Raw genomic sequence first — 17,814 nt, forward strand, 5'->3', positions numbered from 1 at the left:
CAGTGCGCGTGCTCGTTGACGCCGGGCCTGACGGTGCTGCGAAGACCTCAGCGGGCGGCCAGGAAGTCCCGGTGCGCGCTCATCATCGCGTTGACCATCTCGCGTTCGGCCAGCGACAGCAGCGGGTTCCACACGTCGAAGATCAGCACCACGCGCAATTCATCGCTGTCGTTGCGCGCCTCGTGTTCGATCGAGTCGTCGAAGATCAGCACTTCGCCGACCTTCCATTCGCGCCGTTCGAAGCCGACCCGGTAGGTGCACTTCTCCGGCACGATCAGCGGCAGGTGCACGACCAGGCGCGCATTGGTCTCGCCGTGATGCGGCGGGATGTGCGTATGCGGCGCCAGCGCGGAGAACATCGCGTTCGGGCACACGTCGGCGATCGCCGCCATCTCCACCGCTTCCAGCGCCGCGCGCGTGTTCGGGCAATGCGCCAGATGCTCGGGCACGGGCTGGGAATAACTCCACAGCTTGTAGGTGCTCCAGCGCCGCGAATGATTGAGCTCGCGCCACTGATTGACCGGGTCGCCGGGCTGGTACTCGATATACGGCGTGAACTCGGCCTGTTCGTTGCGCAGCACTTCGCGCATTTCGCGCTGGATATCAAAGGTGCGGCTTTCCAGCTCCGGCACCCAGGCGAACTGGCTGCGGTCGAAGAACGGAATCGCCGGCAAGCGCGGCACGCACAGCTGATTGCAATCGGCGTGATACGGCTTGCTGCGGCCAACCATGATCGACGCCGCTTCGTCCCAGCGGCCGAGCGCGCCGGCTTCCAGCGCCGCGCGCGGTCCGCCGACGCGGTGGGCCAGGAACTCGGTGAATTCGTCGCGGTATTGATCGACCTTGGCCTGGGCGTGGATCAACTGCTGCTTGAGCATGTCCGGCCACTGCGGTTGCGGCGGCGCGACGGTCAAGGCGTTGCGATAGGCCTGCGCGGCCGCGCGCGCGTGGCCCTGGCGTTCCAGGTAGGCGGCCTTGGCCAACAAGCCGGGAAGGAAATAGGCATCGATCGCGAGCGCGGCGCCGATCGCCTGCCATTCGCCGTCGCTGTTGCCGCGTTCGCGCTGGACCATGCCGATCGACAGCAGAATCATCGGGTCGTCGGGCGCGGCGTTGTGCGCGGCCTGCAGCAACTCGACCGCGCCGCCGGTATCGCCGCGCTGCAGCGCGTGGATGCCCAGGCTGTACAGCGCTTGCGGGTGCTGCGGCGCGATCGCGCGGACCTGCATCCACAGGCGCTCGGCCTCTTGCCAGCGGCCCGCGCGCGAGGCCAGGCCGGCGGCCTGGACCAGTTGGTTGATCTGTTCGTTCAAGCCCCGTCTCCGGCCCTGCGGCGGCCTGCCGGCGCGGCCGGCGATGGCTGGAAGCATACGGTCGCGCTTGCGCGCTGACCACGTCCGCGAGCGGTTCGGGCACGTCGCGACGGGCGTCGCGGCGCGGTTACCTCATCCGAGGCGATGCCGCCGATGCCCGCGGGCCGCAGCGCCGCTCGGCCCAGCCTCGCGGCGCCGACCGGCTTATTCGAATTCCAGCGACGCGTCGCCGGAGAAGGTCTCGATTTTGATCTTGCCGCTGCCGCTGCCGTAGCGGTGTTCGAAACTCGATCCCGGGCCGTGCTTGGGCCGCTGGACTTCCACGTCCGGCGCGCTCAGATCGCCGCTGAAGCTCTGCCCGCGCACCACCGCCGACAAGCCGCGCGGCATCGACAGGTTCACATCGCCGCTGACGGTTTCCAGCGAGATTTCGCCGCTGTCTGCCAGCGCCGCGGAGATGCGCAGATCGCCGGAGACCGAATTGCCCGAGATCTTGCTCAGACGCGACTCGTGCGCGGCCATGTCCACCTTGCCCGACACGGTTTCCAGATGCGCCTCGCCGCTGAGGCGGCCGCGCAGGTCGAGGTCGCCGCTGACGGTCTGCGCGGAAATCTTGCGGGTGTTGAGGGTCAGGCTCAGGTCGCCGCTGACGCTTTCGATTTCCGCCGAGCGCGGCGCGCCGGCCACGGTCACATCGCCGCTGACGCTGTCGATCTTGAGCTCGCGCGAGGCCACGCCGGTGACATCGACGCTGGCCGACACCGCGTCGATGTCCAGCGCAGCTTGCAGTGGGACAGTCACGATCAACTCGGTCGGCTCGCTCTTGTCGCCGCCGACCAAAAAGCCCATGCCGCTGCCGCGGTTGGGATAGCGGACCTTGATCGACAACTGCTGGCGGTCGCCTTCGATGTCGAGTTTTTCCACGCCCTCGCCGAGCGAGCCTTCGATCTTGACCTCGGGGCGATCCCACACCCGGACCTGGATCAGGCCCTTGACGTTGTCGATCTCGACGCTGCCCAGCGGGTCCAGCGGACGGGTCTGATTGATCGGGGTGCCGGCGAATGCAGGCAACGCGGCGCCCAGGGCGACGGCGAGCAGGCCGATCGCGGGCAGGCGGCGGAGAACGCGGCTACGTGTGCTGTGGCGGACGGATGTCATGGGGCGTTCTCCTTGGATCAGGTGTAAGCCACGCGCTGAGCCAGCGCGAGGCGTCGTGCGTAGGTGCGGCGCAGTTGCTCCAACAGCAGCCGCGAATCGGGATCGTGCGCCAGCGCGTCGAGGATCAGCGCGGCGTTGCGGTCGAGTTCGTCGAACGCCGGCTTCAGCGCGACCGCCTGCTGGGTCGCCGGCGCGATTTCGCGCATCGCCGCCTGATACTGGCGGGTCATGCCGTCGGCTTCGCGCTGCATCAAGGTGGCCGGGGCGGCGCCGTTGACCGTCGCCACCGCGCCCTGGGCCGGATCGGCCGGGGTATGCGGGGCGCGGAACTGGCTGCCGATGCCGATCGCCAATGCGGCGACGCTGGCCGCCAGCGCGAGCGGCGCCATCCAGCGATTGCGCGATACCTCGCGCGGCCGCATCGCGATCACCACCGGCGTTTCGTCGTGGGGCGCGAGCGGCGCGGGCGGCAGCTCCGCTGGCGGCGCCTGTTCGCCCAGGCGCGCGGCGATGCCGGACCACAGATCGCGCGACGGCGGCAGTTCGCGGCGCATCGCCCGCAACTGCCAGCGCAACGCGTCGGGCAGTTCGCCTTCCGGGGTGCGGTCTTTGTTGAGATCGTTGTCGTTCATGCCTGTTCTCCGAGCCGGCTGCGCAGCAGGCTGCGCGCGCGGTGCAACTGTGCCTTGGAACTGCCGACCGCCATGCCGAGTTCGACCGCGATCTCTTCGTGTTTCCAGCCTTCCACGTCGTACAGCACCAACACGGCGCGGGCGCGCGGCGGCAGGCTGGCGACGGCGCGTTCCAGATCCATCGACAGCGCGGTGACGTGTCCGGCCGAATCGGCGCTGCCGAGGGTGTCGAACACTTCTTCGTCGTTGTCTTCGAACGGACGGCTGCGGCGGCCGCGCAGTTCCATCAGCGCGGTGTTGACCGCCAGCCGGTGCAGCCAGGTGCCGAAGGCCGACTCGAAGCGGAAGTTCGGCAGCGCCTGCCAGGCGCGGACGAAGGCTTCCTGGGTCAGATCCTCGGCGCGGGCGCCGTGGTAGCCGACCAGCCGGGCGATGACGCCGTGGACGCGGCTGGCGTGGCGGCGGTACAGCGCCTCGAAGGCGGCGACCCCGCCGGACGCGGCCGCGGCCACCAGGGCGCGGTCGTCATCGACTTCGGTCGCTAGTGCGGCGTCGGGCATGGTGTCGTTCACGGCGGTCAGCATACTGAGTCCGATGCTGGGTCGGGGCTCAGGGTTTAAGGGGTGGAGCCAGGAACGAGAGAGAGGAGTGAGGAACGAGTAGAGCGAGGCGGCGGGGCCGCGCGCGGGGCATGCCCTGGTTCCTCCTAGTCCCGCCCTTGGAGCCAGGAACGAGAGGGAGAAGTGAGGAACGAGTAGAACGATACGGCGGCGGGGCTGCCCGCGGGCGCATGCCCTGTTTACTATGCCGCCCCGGGCTGCGCAGCCGGCACGTAGCCGGCAAAACGAACGAGAGGAGCGAGACCCGCGCGGGAGCCAGATCGCCGGCCACCCACTCGTTCCTCACTCCTCTCCACTCGTTCCTCAGTAAATCAGTCCTTCAAAGCCGCCGCGATGCGCTGCTGCTCGTCATGCAGCGCCTGCGGCATGCGTGGGCCGTATTCACGCAGGTATTCGCCGATGCTGTCGAACTCGGCGCTCCAGCCGGCATGGTCGAAGCCGAACAGCTTGGCGTGGGCCTCTTCGTTCAAGCTCACGCCGTCGAGGTTCAGATCGCTGGCCTTGGGCAGATGGCCGATCGGGGTTTCGGTCGCGCCGGCTTCGCCCTTGACGCGGCCGATCATCCACTCGATCACCCGCAGGTTGTCGCCGAAGCCCGGCCACAGGAACTTGCCATCAATGCCCTTGCGGAACCAGTTGACGTGGAACACCTTCGGCAACTTCGCCTCGGCGCCGTCGAAGGACAGCCAGTGCGCGAAGTAATCGGCGAAGTTGTAGCCGCAGAACGGCTTCATCGCCATCGGATCGCGGCGCATCACGCCGACCGCGCCGGTCGCGGCGGCGGTGGTTTCCGAGCCCATCGCCGCGCCGACCAGCACGCCGTGGGTCCAGTCGCGCGCTTCGAACACCAGCGGCACCAGCGAGGCGCGGCGGCCGCCGAAGACGATCGCCGAGATCGGCACGCCGGCCGGGTTTTCGGCTTGCGCCGAGTAGCTCGGGCACTGCTTGGCCGACACGGTGAAGCGCGAGTTCGGATGCGCGGCCGGGCCCTTGGCCGCGTCGAAAGCGTTGCCGCGCCAATCGGTGACCGGGGTCTGGCCGTCGTCCAGGCCTTCCCACCACGGCTGGTTGTCGGCGGTGACGCCGACATTGGTGAAGATGGTGTTGGTCTGGATCGAGGCCAGCGCGTTCGGGTTCGACTTGGTCGAGGTGCCCGGCGCGACGCCGAAGTAACCGGCTTCGGGATTGATCGCGTACAGGCGGCCGTCGGCGCCCGGACGCATCCAGCAGATGTCGTCGCCGACCGTCCACACCTTCCAGCCGGCCTGGCGATAGCCTTCCGGCGGAATCAGCATGGCCAGATTGGTCTTGCCGCAGGCCGAGGGGAACGCCGCGGCGACGTAATGGGTTTCGCCTTGCGGGTTCTCGATGCCGACGATCAGCATGTGCTCGGCCAGCCAGCCTTCGCTGCGCGCCTGATGCGAGGCGATGCGCAGGGCGTGGCACTTCTTGCCGAGCAAGGCGTTGCCGCCGTAGCCCGAACCGAACGACTTGATGGTCAGCTCGTCGGGGAAATGCATGATGAAACGGCGCTCGGGATCGAGCTCGCCGATCGAATGCAGGCCACGCACGAACTTGCCTTCGCGCTCGATGCGCTTGAGCGCCGGCGCGCCCATGCGCGTCATCACGCGCATGTTGGCGACCACGTACGGCGAGTCGGTGATCTCCACGCCGCAACGCGCCAGCTTTGATTCGATCGGGCCCATGCAATACGGAATCACGTACAGGGTGCGCCCGCGCATGCAGCCTTCGAACAGCGCGTCCATCTTGGCGTGCGCCTCGCGCGGCGCCATCCAGTGATTGTTCGGGCCGGCGTCTTCGCGTTCGTTGGTGCACACGAAGGTCAGGTGCTCCACGCGCGCGACATCGTCGGGATGCGAGCGGTGCAGATAGCTGCCCGGATGGGTTTCGTCGTTGAGGCGTTCCAGGGTGCCGTCGGCCAGCATCTGCGCGATCAGCGCCTGGTTTTCGGCATCGCTGCCGTCGCACCACTGGATCTTGTCGGGCTGCGTCAGCGCAGCTACCTGGGCCACCCACTCGTTCAATGCGGCAAGGGAACTGCCGGCGCTCCCCAGCGCCGCAGTCGTGGGGGTAGCGTCTTTGGAAATGGCATTCACGGCAATGGTCTCCAGCCGGGGGACAACGGTAAGGGAACGGGTGTTACGACGAGGGAATCAGCGTGGCCATCATGTGTTCGACATAAGCCTCGAACTCGTCGTGTTGCATGCGGGTCTGGTGCAGCTGCAAGTTCAGCTGCAGGAAGCCGACGTAGGCGGCGTAGAGCAGGCGGGCGCGATGCTGCGCATCGGTGCGGCTCAGGCCGGCCTGGCGGAAGGAAGCGGTGAGGTAATCCAGGCGGCGCTCGGACACGCGCCCGATCACCGGCTGCACGGCGGGATGGTCCAGCGCCTTGAGCAGCTCGGAATAGATGACGTGCGATTTGACCTCGTGGGCGACGAGGTGGAACAGCGAACGCAGGCGCTGGCGCGGATCGGGGATCGGTTCGAGCTGGCCGAACACGGTTTCCTGCTCGACCTTCTCCCACCGCTCCAACGCGGCGACCAGCAACGCATCGCGCGAGGGGAAATGCCAGTAGAAGCTGCCTTTGGTCACGCCGAGCCTGCGCGCGAGCGGTTCCACCGCTACAGCGGCGACGCCTTGTTCGGCGATCAGGTCGAGCGCGGCCTGGGCCCAATCGTCAGCGCTGAGTCGGCCGCTGCGTTCGGGCTTGTGATCCGTCTTGGCATCGCCGGTGGACGGCGCAGCGGAAGACGGGGCGTCGAGCTTCGGCTCGGGCTTGTTCGAGGCGGGCTGGTTCATGGACGACAAGTTTAACCATACGGCAGGGTCGGGAACAGTACGCAGTGCAGCAAAAAGCCGGGATTCGGGATCGGGGAATCGGGATTCGTGAAAAACGGCGGGAAAATCGCGGGTTAATGCTGCAATGCAGCAGAAAAAGCAGGGGATGAAAGGCCGCAACGCCTTGATGCGAGCGGGGTCCGCATGGGTCTATCGGGGCGAAGGCCGGCTCGGTTGACAGCACCGGATTGCAATTCCATACTCGGCCGTATGTTACCCGTTTGATGCCAGCGTTTGAATGTCGATCGGACCGGCTGCGCAAGCCGATCCGGCCGATTTCAGCGCCGACATCACACGAGCCCCACTAGCCTGAGTCCAGCCGCATCCTCTGGAGCGCTCTGATGAGTATCGCGATCCCCTTCCTTACCTTTCTTCTCATCGGCGCGATCGCCGCGTACCACCGCCTGCGTCTGCCGGTCTGGGCCGCGTTGACCGCCACCGCGCTGGTCGCCTGCTATCTGCTCGGCGCCAGCCCCACCGCGACCATCATCGCCGCCGTGCTGGTGGCCCTGATCGCGGTCCCGCTGCTGGTGCCGGCGATCCGCTTGCCGCTGATCACCAAGCCGCTGCTGGGCTTCTACACCAAGATCCTGCCGCCGCTGTCGGAAACCGAACGCACCGCGCTGGAAGCGGGCACGGTGGGTTTCGAAGGCCAGCTGTTCTCGGGCAAGCCCGACTGGCAGCAGTTGCTGTCGCAGCCCAAGCCGGAACTGAGCGCGGAAGAACAAGCCTTCCTCGACGGCCCGACCGAAGAGCTGTGCAAGATGACCAACGACTGGCAGATCACGCACATCGATGCCGATCTGCCGCCGGAGATGTGGGAATACGTCAAGAAGAACAAATTCTTCGGCCTCAACATCCCGAAGGAGTACGGCGGCCTGGGCTTCTCCGCGCTGGCCAATCACAAGGTGATCCAGAAGCTGGCGTCGGTGTCGAGCGTGGTCAGCTCCACGGTCGGCGTGCCCAACTCGCTGGGCCCGGCCGAACTGCTGATGCATTACGGCACCCAGGAACAGAAAGACCACTACCTGCCGCGCCTGGCCGACGGCCGCGAAGTGCCGTGCTTCGGCCTGACCGGCCCGTGGGCCGGTTCGGATGCGACCTCGATTCCCGATTACGGCATCGTCACCACCGGCGAGTGGAACGGCGCGCGCGTGGTCGGCGTCAAGCTGACCTTCGATAAGCGCTACATCACCCTGGCGCCGGTCGCCACGCTGATCGGCCTGGCCTTCCGCATGTACGACCCGGACGGACTGATCGGCGACAAGCGCGATATCGGCATCACCATCGCGCTGTTGCCGCGCGACACCGCCGGCGTGGAAGTCGGCCGTCGCCACTTCCCGCTCAACTGCACCTTCCAGAACGGCCCGATCCACGGCAAGGAAGTCTTCATCCCGCTGAGCCAGCTGATCGGCGGCGAAGCCTACGCCGGCAAGGGCTGGCAGATGCTGGTCGAATGCCTGTCGATCGGCCGCTCGATCACCCTGCCCTCCTCGGGCAGCGGCGGCGCCAAGATGGGCGCGATCGTCACCGGCGCGTATGCGCGCATCCGCAAGCAGTTCGGCCTGTCGGTCGGCCGCTTCGAAGGCGTGGAAGAAGCACTCGCGCGCATCGCCGGCCACGCCTACGCGATCAGCGCGCTGTCGCAGGCCACCGCCGCGGCGGTGGCGCGCGGCGAAAACCCGGCCGTGCCCTCGACCATCGCCAAGTACCACTGCACCGAGATGGCCCGCGAAGTGGCCAAGGACGTGATGGACATCCACGGCGGCAAGGGCATCATCCTGGGCCCGAAAAACTATGCCGGCCGCAACTGGCAGGCGCTGCCGATCATGATCACGGTGGAAGGCGCGAACATCATGACGCGCTCGCTGATGATCTTCGGCCAGGGCGCGATCCTGTGCCATCCGTGGGTGCTCAAGGAAATGAAGGCGGCGATGCTGCCCGACAAGGCCGAAGCCCTGCGCGAGTTCGACAAGAACCTGTTCGGCCACATCGGCTTCGCCATCTCCAACGCCGTGCGCAGCTGGTGGTTCGGCCTGACCGCCGCGCGCGTCGGCGCCGCCCCGGGCGATGCCTACACCCGCCGCTACTACCGCAAGCTCAACCGTTATTCGGCGACGCTGGCGGTGATGGCCGATACCTCGATGCTGCTGCTGGGCGGCAAGCTCAAGTTCAAGGAATCCCTGTCCGGCCGCCTGGGCGACGTGCTGAGCCAGCTCTACATCGCCAGCGCCATGCTCAAGCGTTACGAAGACCAGGGCCGTCCGGCCGGCGATCAGCCGCTGCTGGCCTGGGCCTTCCACGACTGCGTGCACAAGATCGAACTGGCGCTGTCGGGCGCGCTGCGCAACTTCCCGATCCGTCCGGTCGGTTATCTGCTGTGGATGCTGATCTTCCCCTGGGGCCGCCGCGCGCAGGCGCCGAGCGATCGCCTGGGCCACCGTGCGGCGTCCTTGCTGATGTCGCCCAACGACGCCCGCGACCGCCTGGCCGAAGGCGTGTTCACCACGCCGTGCGCCAACAACCCGGCCGGCCGCATCAACAGCTACCTGCAGAAGGTGATCCTGGCCGAACCGGTGGAGCGCAAGTTCCTCAAGGCGCTGAAGAACAGCGACATCGAAGCGCTGGATTTCCCGGGGCAACTCGACGAAGGCGTGCGCGAGGGCTGGATCACGGCGGAGGAACGCAAGCAATTGGAAGAGCTGCGCGAGATGACCATCGATGCGATCAGCGTCGACGACTTCGACGCCGCCGAGCTGCGTTCGGCCGGTTACAAGGCGCTGCACGAGCGCGATCACGGCAATACCGACGCACGCGCCGCGGCGTGATGCGGATCGCGCGCATGCGATGCGATGCTTGAATCGGAACGGCGGGCCTTCGGGTCCGCCGTTTTGGTTTTGGGCTAGCTAGTCGAGTTTTTCGCGAATACCGCCTACCCGTCATTCCCGCGAACGCGGGAATCCAGTGTCTTTGTCGCAACTGCACGAAAGTCGCTGGATTCCCGCGTTCGCGGGAATGACGGGCAGGAAGAGACGCGTGCATCTGCGGAATGACGGTGGGAACAAACGCATGCATCCGCCCCATCGCCCCGACTCACAACCAACACAACCACGGACCCGCCCATGAGCGCCAACGTCCTGTCCCTGTACAAGAAAATCACCCGCTACCCCGCCGGCCACTGGCTGTTCACCCGCGCGGTGTGCTTCAAGGCGCCGTACTTCGCCAGCATCTCGCCGCGCTTCGAGTCGCTGGAACCCGGCCGTTGCAGCGCGACCATGCGCCACCGCCGCGCCATCACCAATCACCTGGGCACCGTGCACGCCATCGCCATGTGCAATCTGGCCGAACTCACTGGCGGAGTGATGACCGACGCCAGCATCCCCAAGTCGATGCGCTGGATCCCGGTCGGCATGAGCGTGGAGTACCTGAAGAAAGCCGTCGGGACCATGCGCGCGGTGGCGACGCCGGCCGCGCCCATCGTCGAATCCGACCGCGGCTATGATCTGCCGGTCGACGTCGAAGTCACCAATCCCGCCGGCGAGCCCGTGTTCCGGGCGCGCATCGCCATGCGGGTTTCGCCCAAGCCCAAGCGCGACTGAGTCCGCGCGGAGCCATGCCATGAACGCGACTACCTGGATCTGGATCGGCGGCGCCCACAGCCTGGCCTTCGCGCTGTTCCACATGGCGTTCTGGAAGCTGTTCGGCTGGCGCCAATCGCTCAAGGCCGCGAACCGGGCCGACCGGGCGATCCTGCAGATTCTCAATCTGCGGTTGATCTACGTGTTGTTGTGCATCGCCGCGCTGTGCTTCGTCTTCGCCGACGACTTGCACGACACCGCCATGGGGCGCGCGGTGTTGGCGGGAATGTCGTTGTTCTGGGTCGGCAGGACGATCGAGCAATTCGTGTTCCTGCGGATCAACCGGCCGCTGGTGCATGTGCTGACGGTGTTGTTCGTGCTGGGCGCGGTGATTTTCGCGGTGCCGTTGTTTATTTAGTTCCGTCGAGTCCGCAATCTCCAAGATCGCTTCCCCCCTTTGAAAAAGGGGGGCCAGGGGGGATTTGCTTTTGCTCTTGCTTCAATGCCGCCAAGACAAAAGCAAATCCCCCGCGCCGCAGTTCGCCACCGACAACGTGGCTTTCGCCGGCCGCTCGCCCCCTTTTTCAAAGGGGGCAACGGTTCTCGCGCTTCGGTTACGACGCGCAATCCATCGCCGGTTCCGCCTCCGATTCCTCGGCAGCCACCGCCTCCGGCACGACCGGCTTACCCGCCGACATCAACACGAAGCCCAGCAACACCGACACCGCAACGATGCCCGCGGCCGCATACCCCAACCCGCCGACACCGATCGCATCGATCACCCGCCCACCGACGATCGCACCGACGCCGATGCCCAGATTCGCCCCGGAAATATTCAGCGAGGCCGCGAACGCCGGCGCCTGCGGCGCCGACTTCATCACCCGCACGTGGCTGACCGGGAACAACGCCGCCTGGGTGATGCCCCACAGCGCCAGCGTCACCGCGAACAAAGGCAGCGACTGCACCGCCGGCACCACCAGCACCAGACCGATCGCCATCGGCACGCTGAAGATCAACGACGCCACCAGCGGATTGCGATCGACGATGCGTCCGCCCAGCGTATTGCCGATCAGGCCGACCGCGCCGAACGCCATCAGCGCCCAGCCGACCACCGAGCCGTTGAAACCGGCCAGGCGTTCGAACATGTCGGCCAGATAGGTGTAAGCGGTGAACATGCCGGTGAACAGGATCACCGACAGCAGCACATGTCCGCCCACGCGCGGGTCGCGCAGCACCCGGAACTGGTGGCGCAACTTCATCTGCGGCTGAGCCGAGCGGCTGTCGGGCAGGAACACGAACAACAGCGTGGCCTTGAGCACCGAGGCGATCGCCAGAGCGACGAACGCCGCGCGCCAGCCGAAGGCGTCGGCGATCAAGGTGCCGGTGGGAACGCCGATCACCGTCGCGCAGATCACGCCGAAGGAAATCACCGAGATCGCGCGCCCGGCGCGCTCCTGCCCGGCCAGATCGACCGCGGTTTCGCTGGCCAGCGCCCAGAACACCGGCACGCCCAGCGCCGGGATCAATCGCGCGAGCGCCATCACCCCGAGATTCGGCGCCATCGCCGCGAGCAGATTGGAAGCGGCGAACAACAGCAGCACCACGATGAACAAGCGCTTGCGTTCGAAGCGGGAGAAATACGCGGTCAAGAACGGCCCGCTGGCGGCGACCGCGAACGCGAACAAGGTCACCAGCAAGCCGGCTTGCGAAACGCTCACGCCCAGATCGCGCGCAAGCGACGGCAACAGGCCGACCAGGATGAATTCGGTCGTCAGCACGGTGAAACCGGCCGCCGACAGCAACATGAGGGGCAACAGCACGGGGGTGCTCCTTGAAGAAAGAACAGTCGCCGCCGCGCGGCGCGAGCCGTAGCGGCGTAACCATTGAGGGGAATGCAGAGGAAGCCGGAAGGCGCGCCGTGTGCCGGCGCATTGGTCTACTTTAGGAAACACCGTGGTGTCGATAAACCACGCTGCGTCGCTTTCATTGTTCCGAACCAGGGACGCTGCGCGAAAGCCTTGAGGTTGCGGGCTTTGGCGGGTTTTCGTCGGTTCGGGACTGTAAATCCCGGATTGCGAACTAGTCGCGCGCGCGCGGATGCGGCATGTTGTCCGGCGCATCATCGGCGCGGCCCGATCAGCCTCGGGCCGCGTGCCGGCTTGCGTGCGTTCGTTGCGACGAACGCGCAACCGGTCACACCGTTTGCAACATCGCCGGTCTAGGCTCGACGCCCTGTCCACTGTGCGAGGCGAAGATCATGGCGAAGGTGTTGGTGCTTTATTACTCGGCCTACGGCCACTGCGAAAAAATGGCCGAAGCCGTGGCCGAAGGCGCGCGTGCGGCCGGCGCGCAAGTCGATATCAAGCGCGTTCCGGAACTGGTGCCGGAGGAGGTCGCGCGCAAGTCGCACTACAAGCTCGATCAGGCCGCGCCGATCGCGCAGATTTCCGATCTGGAGCATTACGACGCCATCGTCGTCGGCACCGGCACCCGCTTCGGGCGGATGTCCTCGCAGATGGCCAACTTCCTCGATCAGGCCGGTGGGCTGTGGGCCAAGGGCGCGTTGCACGGCAAGGTCGGCGCGGCCTTTACCTCGACCGCGACCCAGCACGGCGGCCAGGAAACCACGTTGTTTTCGATCATCACCAACCTGCTGCATTTCGGCATGGTGATCGTCGGGCTCAACTACGGCTATGCCGGGCAGATGCGGCTGGACGAAGTCACCGGCGGCTCGCCTTATGGCACCACCACCATCACTGGCGGGGATGGTTCGCGGCAGCCGACTCAGAACGAACTTGATGCGGCGCGTTACCAGGGGCGCGAAGTGGCTGAGACGGCTAATAAGCTGCACGGTTGAGTTGGGGAGAGCTAAAAAGCAAATCCCCCCTAGCCCCCCTTTTTCAAAGGGGGGAACGGCGCGCTCAGGGTGGAAGGTTTCGTCGCTGGGGCCGAAGCACGAAAATCGCGCCCCCTTTGGAAAAGGGGGCTGACGCCCGGCGAGCGCTCCGTTTCAGATAGCAAATCGGAGCGTGGGGGATTCGCTCTTCCCCTCGAAGGGACTACAACAACCACACCGCCGCCAACGCAGCCAGCGCCGGAACCGCCTGCACATAGAAGATCCGCCGGCTGACCGTAGCCGCGCCATAAGCGCCGGCCACCACCACGCATGTCAGGAAGAACGTCGCCACGTCCACGCGCGCGCAGACCAATCCCCAGACCAGACCGGCGACCAGGAAGCCGTTGTACAGCCCCTGATTCGCCGCCAGCACCCGGGTGATCTCGGCCTTTTCCGGAGTGTTGCGAAACACCTTCATGCCGAGCGGCTTGGTCCACAGGAACATCTCCAGGACCAGGAAATACAGATGGAGCAACGCGACCACGGCGATCAGGGCGATGGCGAGCCAATGCATCGGGCGTGCTCCAAAAGGTGAGATCGAAGCCAGCAGCATACGGCTTCGCACGGCCGACGCCGAGATCTGCGCCACGGCTTGGGAGCAACCGCGAGATCGCGTCCATCACCCCACACGGCGCCCCACGAAATCAGCCGCCCTTGGCCTTCGCCTTCGCATGCCAGGCCTTGAGCACCTCGGCCTCGCGCTCCGGCTTCAAGCCGGCCTTGAGCTTCGCGCGGCGTTCTTCCGGCAGCGTCCGCCACCACGCCAAGGTGTCGCGCGCGGTCTCGCGCAAGGGCCGGTAACTCAGCCCCGCTGCCTTCGCCTTGCTCACCGAGGTGCGGCCGAAGCCAGCGTATTCGCCACGCGCCGGAATCCAGGCCGGCATGTCGCTCCAGGCCTGCACTTTCTGTTCTTCCAGGAAATCGGCCGGCACCCAGGTCACGCTGGATTTCTTGCCCGAGGCGCGCTGCGATTCGCGCAACACCGCGCCCATGGTCAGCGCGCCGGGCGCGCCGTCGGCGTTGTAGATGCCGACATGGCCGCGCTCGATCGTGGTCAGCAGGAACGCGGCCAGATCGCGCACGTCGATGAACTGGGTCGGCCCCTGCTCGCTGCCGGGCGCGAGGATCTCGCCGCCGCGGTCGGCGCGCGCCGGCCAATAGGTGAAGCGGTCGCTGTTGTCGCCCGGGCCGACGATCAAACCCGGCCGGACCACGGTCGTGCGGCCGCGCAGTTCCTGCTCGGCCGCCTTCTCGCACTGCGCCTTCAATCCGCCGTAGGTGTCGTTGCTGACTTCCGTGACGTTGGGATCGGCCAAGGTCGCGACCGGCGAGGTCTCATCGGCCGGCACATCGTTCTTGGCGTACACCGAGATGGTCGAAACCAGCACGTACTGCTTCACCCGCGCCGCCAGCAGCTTGCCCGAACGCGTCACATCGGCCGGGATGTACGCCGAGGTGTCGAGCACCGCGTCCCACTGGCGGTCGCCTTCCAGCGCCTTCATGTCGGTCTTGCGGTCGCCGTGCAGTTGTTCGATGTCGTGGTACTCCTCGCCGGAGAACTTGTCCGGGTTGGTCTTGCCGCGATTGAACAACGTCAGCGCATGGCCGTGCTTGCGCGCGATCTCGACGAAGTGCGGCCCGAGAAACCCGGTGCCGCCCATCACCAGAATCTTGCGCGGCGTGGGCTTTGCGATCGTGCGCGCGAACGAAGGCATCGCAAGCAGGCCGGCGCTGGCGGCACCGGCGGCGAGAAAATCGCGGCGATTGATGGTCATGATTCACCTCGTGCGGGTTGTCGGTCGAAAGCGCTGTCGGAAGAGGAGTCGGCGCCGGGCAGGCCGCGCTGCGCGCGCACGATGCTCCAGGCGCTGGCGGTCATGCCCGCGGCGGCGACCGCGCCGGCCGCGAACACCGCCTGGGTGCCAAACAACGCCACCGCCTTGTGAATCCACACGAAGGCCAGATCGGTGCCGCGGAAGATCGCGGTGTCGATCACCGCCTTGCCCTTGTAGCGCGACGGCCGGTCCACCCGCGTGTACAAGGTTTCACGCGCCGGCTTGGCCAGGGCGAATTCGCTGCCGCGCTGCAGCACTTGCACGATCGCGACCATCACCGGCAACGGCGAGGCCATCAGCACGCCGAAGCCCAGCAGCAGGATCAGCCCGGGCATCAGCAGCGCGGGGGCGATGCCGTGGCGATCGAGCAGCCAGCGCGTGAGCACCAGTTGGGTGAGGATCGCGAGCAGATTCACCGCGCTGTCGATGCGGGCGAAGTAAGCCGTCGCCGCTTCGGCGCCGGGATAGAACTCGCGCGCGATCGCCGCCTGCTGGTTGTAGAGCAAGGTCGCCGCGCCGACGCTGAAGAACAAGGTCACCGCCATCGCCCGCAGCACCGGCCGCTGCCACACCAGTTTCAGCCCGGCCCAGACCGAACCGCCCATCGCGCCCTCGCCGCTGTCCAGCCCTTGCGCATGCGCGCGCCGGATCGCCCACGGCCGCAGCCGCACGATGCACAGCACGCACACCGACAGGAACCCGGCCGAGACCAGCAGCAGATTCGCCACGCCCAGCGGCTGCACCAGCCATTGCGTCAACATCGGCCCGATCACCGCGCCGGCGGTGCCGCCGGCGCCGATGTAGCCGTACACCCGGCGCGCCTGGCGGTCGTCGAACACATCCGCCATGTAGCTCCAGAACACGGTCACCGCGAACAGATTGAAAATCGCCGTCCACACGAAGAACACCATGCCGCGTCCGGGCACCTGGGTGTGGAACGCCCAATGGAACGCGAACAGGCAGACGATGAAAATGCCGTAGACCACCGGCAGGAACACCCGCCGCGGGAACCGCGCGACCAGGGCGCCGTACACCGGCTGCAGCACGATCATGCTGACGAAGGTGCAGGTGAACAGCACCTGCAGTACGAAGTCCTTGAGCGCGAACCCGTGCGCCTGCGCCCATTGGATCATCGCCTGCGGAAACACCGTGGCCGCGTCGCTGGACGCGCCCATCGCGTCGCGCACCGGACGCAGTACGTAGTAGCCGCATAGCAGGCAGAAGAAGTACAGCAGCGACCACCATAGCGGCGGCGTCGAGGACAGCTGCACACCAAGACGGCCGACAGCGGGCTTAATCGGGGTCATACCCGCCATCCGCGCCGAGTCGAGCGCTCACGAGCGGCGCTCGGCGCGCACGCGCGCCCGTACCCGCCCTGCCCGTTTGGCTTGCGCATGGTGAGGCTCCCTTTTCCCGTGGCCAAACTAGCGCCGCCGCCGTTGCGCGGCCTCTGCGGATGGTCATCCCAACCTTCGGCATAGGAGACGGCGGTGCCGCGGTTCAATCGCCCGAACGACGCGGCACAGTTGGGTCGCGATCCAGAACTCTGTGACCGGATCGTCGGATACGGGCCGCGTTAACGCGGATGCAGGTATTGGTCCAGACGTACTTTACTCTGCTCGATCGGCCGGGCCGGATCCAATTGGATATAGGTCGCACCCGTATGCGCGAGCGCTTTCGCCACGGCCGCCGAATGCGCATCGTTGACCGCCACGTAGATGCGCGCGCCCTTCAAACTGCCATTGGCGAGTTGCGCGACACGTTCGCTGAACGCGGCGACCAGATTGTCTTGAGAGGGCGAAGCGAACAAGACCGCGGTGGCGCTTTTACATTCGGGCGACAGCGCATCGCGGAATGCGGCGAGCGAATCGGCGTACTCCGGCGCCTGCGGCGGACTCAACACCACCGTGTTCGCATACCCATTTTCCCAGCCCGGATCCAGGCGGTAAAACGCTTCGCGCAGATAGCCGGACCAGTCGGATTCTTGACCGCCGCTCGGAGTCGTCAGCGGAGCGATGAAATCGGCGTGACGTTCGGCCTCAATGGCGCGTCGCTCGGCGGCGGCCTTCGTCGCGGCAGCCATTGCCCTGGCCCAGGCCCGTTGGTCTATCGGCGCAGGCTGGCCGGACGCCAGATCGAAACTCAGATCGACATAGTGTTGCTCGGGAACGTCATCCGGAACCACGACCCGAAGAATCACACGTTTGCCGTCTGCCGACAGGACGTGTTCACCGGACCACAGCATGGAACTGACGCTCTGCGGTAAGGCGTAAACATAGTCGTCCGGCAAAAAATCCTTCAACGCCATCGAACGTACGGTTTTTCCGCTGCTGTCGTAGATCACCACGACATTGATTCCGAAGCCGGCCGAATGCCAATTATCGAACGTCACCACTTGCCCGTTCGGCGAGACCAATGCGCTGACCGGACTTACATCGTTGAGCAGCGGGCCATTCCAGACGGCTTGCCAGCGACCTTGCCGCAGATGCTCGACCTTGCCCTGGGCCCGCTGCAACGGAACGCGCGGCGGCGTACCGTTTTTTTCTCGCCGTATCTCATCCTGAAAATATTCCAGCTGACTTTCCAGCGGACGCGGCGTCACCACGAACCGCCAGGATTTATCGGCCGATTCGTAGGTTTCCACACGCGGCAAGTCCCAGCTGTCGGCCTGCGCCGCAGGCATGTTCACCACGCCGATCAGCGCCGCGAGCGCGAGCTTGCCCCAGCCCATCAGACCTTTCATCGCTCTTCCCTGTCCTAAGCCCCAGGCTGTATTTAGCCCGATCCGAATCCAGGGGCAATACCCGCGATGCGTACAACGGCGAGGCTCTTGGCTGCAACCAACTGAAAGAATGACTGTGCCTTGCGAACGATCGCCCTGATCGCCACAACGCATGTGCCGGAAACACCCGCGACTCGATCA

The 17,814-nt window shown here is 66.2% G+C and carries 15 protein-coding genes; 4 read left to right on the forward strand and 11 right to left on the reverse strand.

The genetic code is table 11. The features are described 5' to 3' along the window. Positions 1-47: 47 nt before the first annotated feature. The 6 genes from AB4Y92_RS18420 to AB4Y92_RS18445 form a co-directional block, all read right to left on the reverse strand. Entirely contained in the window at positions 48-1,370 is a 1,323-nt protein-coding gene (locus tag AB4Y92_RS18420; protein WP_441820981.1) for an aspartyl/asparaginyl beta-hydroxylase domain-containing protein, read from the reverse strand. 147 nt (positions 1,371-1,517) lie between these two features. Continuing rightward, a complete protein-coding gene (locus AB4Y92_RS18425) occupies positions 1,518-2,471 on the reverse strand; it encodes a DUF4097 family beta strand repeat-containing protein (RefSeq protein WP_441820982.1) in 954 nt (317 codons plus the stop codon). 17 nt (positions 2,472-2,488) lie between these two features. Next, positions 2,489-3,103, reverse strand: coding sequence for a hypothetical protein (locus AB4Y92_RS18430; RefSeq protein WP_441820983.1), 615 nt, complete (start codon positions 3,101-3,103; stop codon positions 2,489-2,491). Further along, complete coding sequence (locus AB4Y92_RS18435; protein WP_057941873.1) at positions 3,100-3,687, reverse strand: RNA polymerase sigma factor; 588 nt, start codon at positions 3,685-3,687, stop codon at positions 3,100-3,102. The genes AB4Y92_RS18430 and AB4Y92_RS18435 overlap by 4 nt, the downstream gene beginning before the upstream one ends. 347 nt (positions 3,688-4,034) lie before the next feature. Next, entirely contained in the window at positions 4,035-5,756 is a 1,722-nt protein-coding gene (locus AB4Y92_RS18440; protein WP_441820984.1) for a phosphoenolpyruvate carboxykinase (GTP), read from the reverse strand. Positions 5,757-5,883: 127 nt separating this feature from the next. Next, positions 5,884-6,543, reverse strand: a complete 660-nt coding sequence (locus AB4Y92_RS18445) for a TetR/AcrR family transcriptional regulator (RefSeq protein ID WP_057941872.1) — start codon at positions 6,541-6,543, stop codon at positions 5,884-5,886. Between the two features lie 380 nt (positions 6,544-6,923). Here AB4Y92_RS18445 and AB4Y92_RS18450 point away from each other — a divergent pair, with 380 nt between their 5' ends. The 3 genes from AB4Y92_RS18450 (at position 6,924) to AB4Y92_RS18460 (ending at position 10,578) form a co-directional block, all read left to right on the forward strand. Continuing rightward, the gene (locus AB4Y92_RS18450) at positions 6,924-9,410 is read left to right on the forward strand and encodes an acyl-CoA dehydrogenase (protein ID WP_441820985.1); all 2,487 of its coding nucleotides are present in this window, start codon (positions 6,924-6,926) and stop codon (positions 9,408-9,410) included. A 294-nt stretch (positions 9,411-9,704) separates the two neighbouring features. Then, a complete protein-coding gene (locus AB4Y92_RS18455) occupies positions 9,705-10,181 on the forward strand; it encodes a hotdog fold domain-containing protein (RefSeq protein WP_235111082.1) in 477 nt (158 codons plus the stop codon). A gap of 19 nt (positions 10,182-10,200) precedes the next feature. Then, positions 10,201-10,578 (forward strand): hypothetical protein, encoded by a 378-nt coding sequence (locus AB4Y92_RS18460; protein WP_441820986.1) that lies wholly within the window; start codon positions 10,201-10,203, stop codon positions 10,576-10,578. Between the two features lie 196 nt (positions 10,579-10,774). On the opposite strand, the gene AB4Y92_RS18465 is transcribed toward AB4Y92_RS18460, so the two are convergent. Beyond that, the gene (locus AB4Y92_RS18465) at positions 10,775-11,980 is read right to left on the reverse strand and encodes an MFS transporter (RefSeq protein ID WP_441820987.1); all 1,206 of its coding nucleotides are present in this window, start codon (positions 11,978-11,980) and stop codon (positions 10,775-10,777) included. Between the two features lie 437 nt (positions 11,981-12,417). Here AB4Y92_RS18465 and wrbA point away from each other — a divergent pair, with 437 nt between their 5' ends. After that, the gene (gene wrbA / locus AB4Y92_RS18470) at positions 12,418-13,017 is read left to right on the forward strand and encodes an NAD(P)H:quinone oxidoreductase (RefSeq protein WP_441820988.1); all 600 of its coding nucleotides are present in this window, start codon (positions 12,418-12,420) and stop codon (positions 13,015-13,017) included. 202 nt (positions 13,018-13,219) lie between these two features. On the opposite strand, the gene AB4Y92_RS18475 is transcribed toward wrbA, so the two are convergent. From AB4Y92_RS18475 to AB4Y92_RS18490, 4 genes are all read right to left on the reverse strand, one after another. Beyond that, positions 13,220-13,570: a DUF1304 domain-containing protein gene (locus AB4Y92_RS18475; RefSeq protein WP_441820989.1), complete on the reverse strand. Its 351-nt coding sequence runs from the start codon at positions 13,568-13,570 to the stop codon at positions 13,220-13,222. Between the two features lie 130 nt (positions 13,571-13,700). Then, positions 13,701-14,831 (reverse strand): NAD-dependent epimerase/dehydratase family protein, encoded by a 1,131-nt coding sequence (locus tag AB4Y92_RS18480; RefSeq protein WP_441820990.1) that lies wholly within the window; start codon positions 14,829-14,831, stop codon positions 13,701-13,703. Next, complete coding sequence (locus AB4Y92_RS18485; protein ID WP_441820991.1) at positions 14,828-16,207, reverse strand: NTP/NDP exchange transporter; 1,380 nt, start codon at positions 16,205-16,207, stop codon at positions 14,828-14,830. Before AB4Y92_RS18485 ends, AB4Y92_RS18480 begins: the two co-directional genes overlap by 4 nt. 260 nt (positions 16,208-16,467) lie before the next feature. Beyond that, complete coding sequence (locus tag AB4Y92_RS18490) at positions 16,468-17,634, reverse strand: hypothetical protein (protein ID WP_441820992.1); 1,167 nt, start codon at positions 17,632-17,634, stop codon at positions 16,468-16,470. Positions 17,635-17,814: the final 180 nt, after the last annotated feature.

The organism is Lysobacter sp. TAB13 (genome assembly GCF_052113885.1).
Taxonomy (GTDB): Bacteria; Pseudomonadota; Gammaproteobacteria; order Xanthomonadales; family Xanthomonadaceae; genus Lysobacter; species Lysobacter gummosus.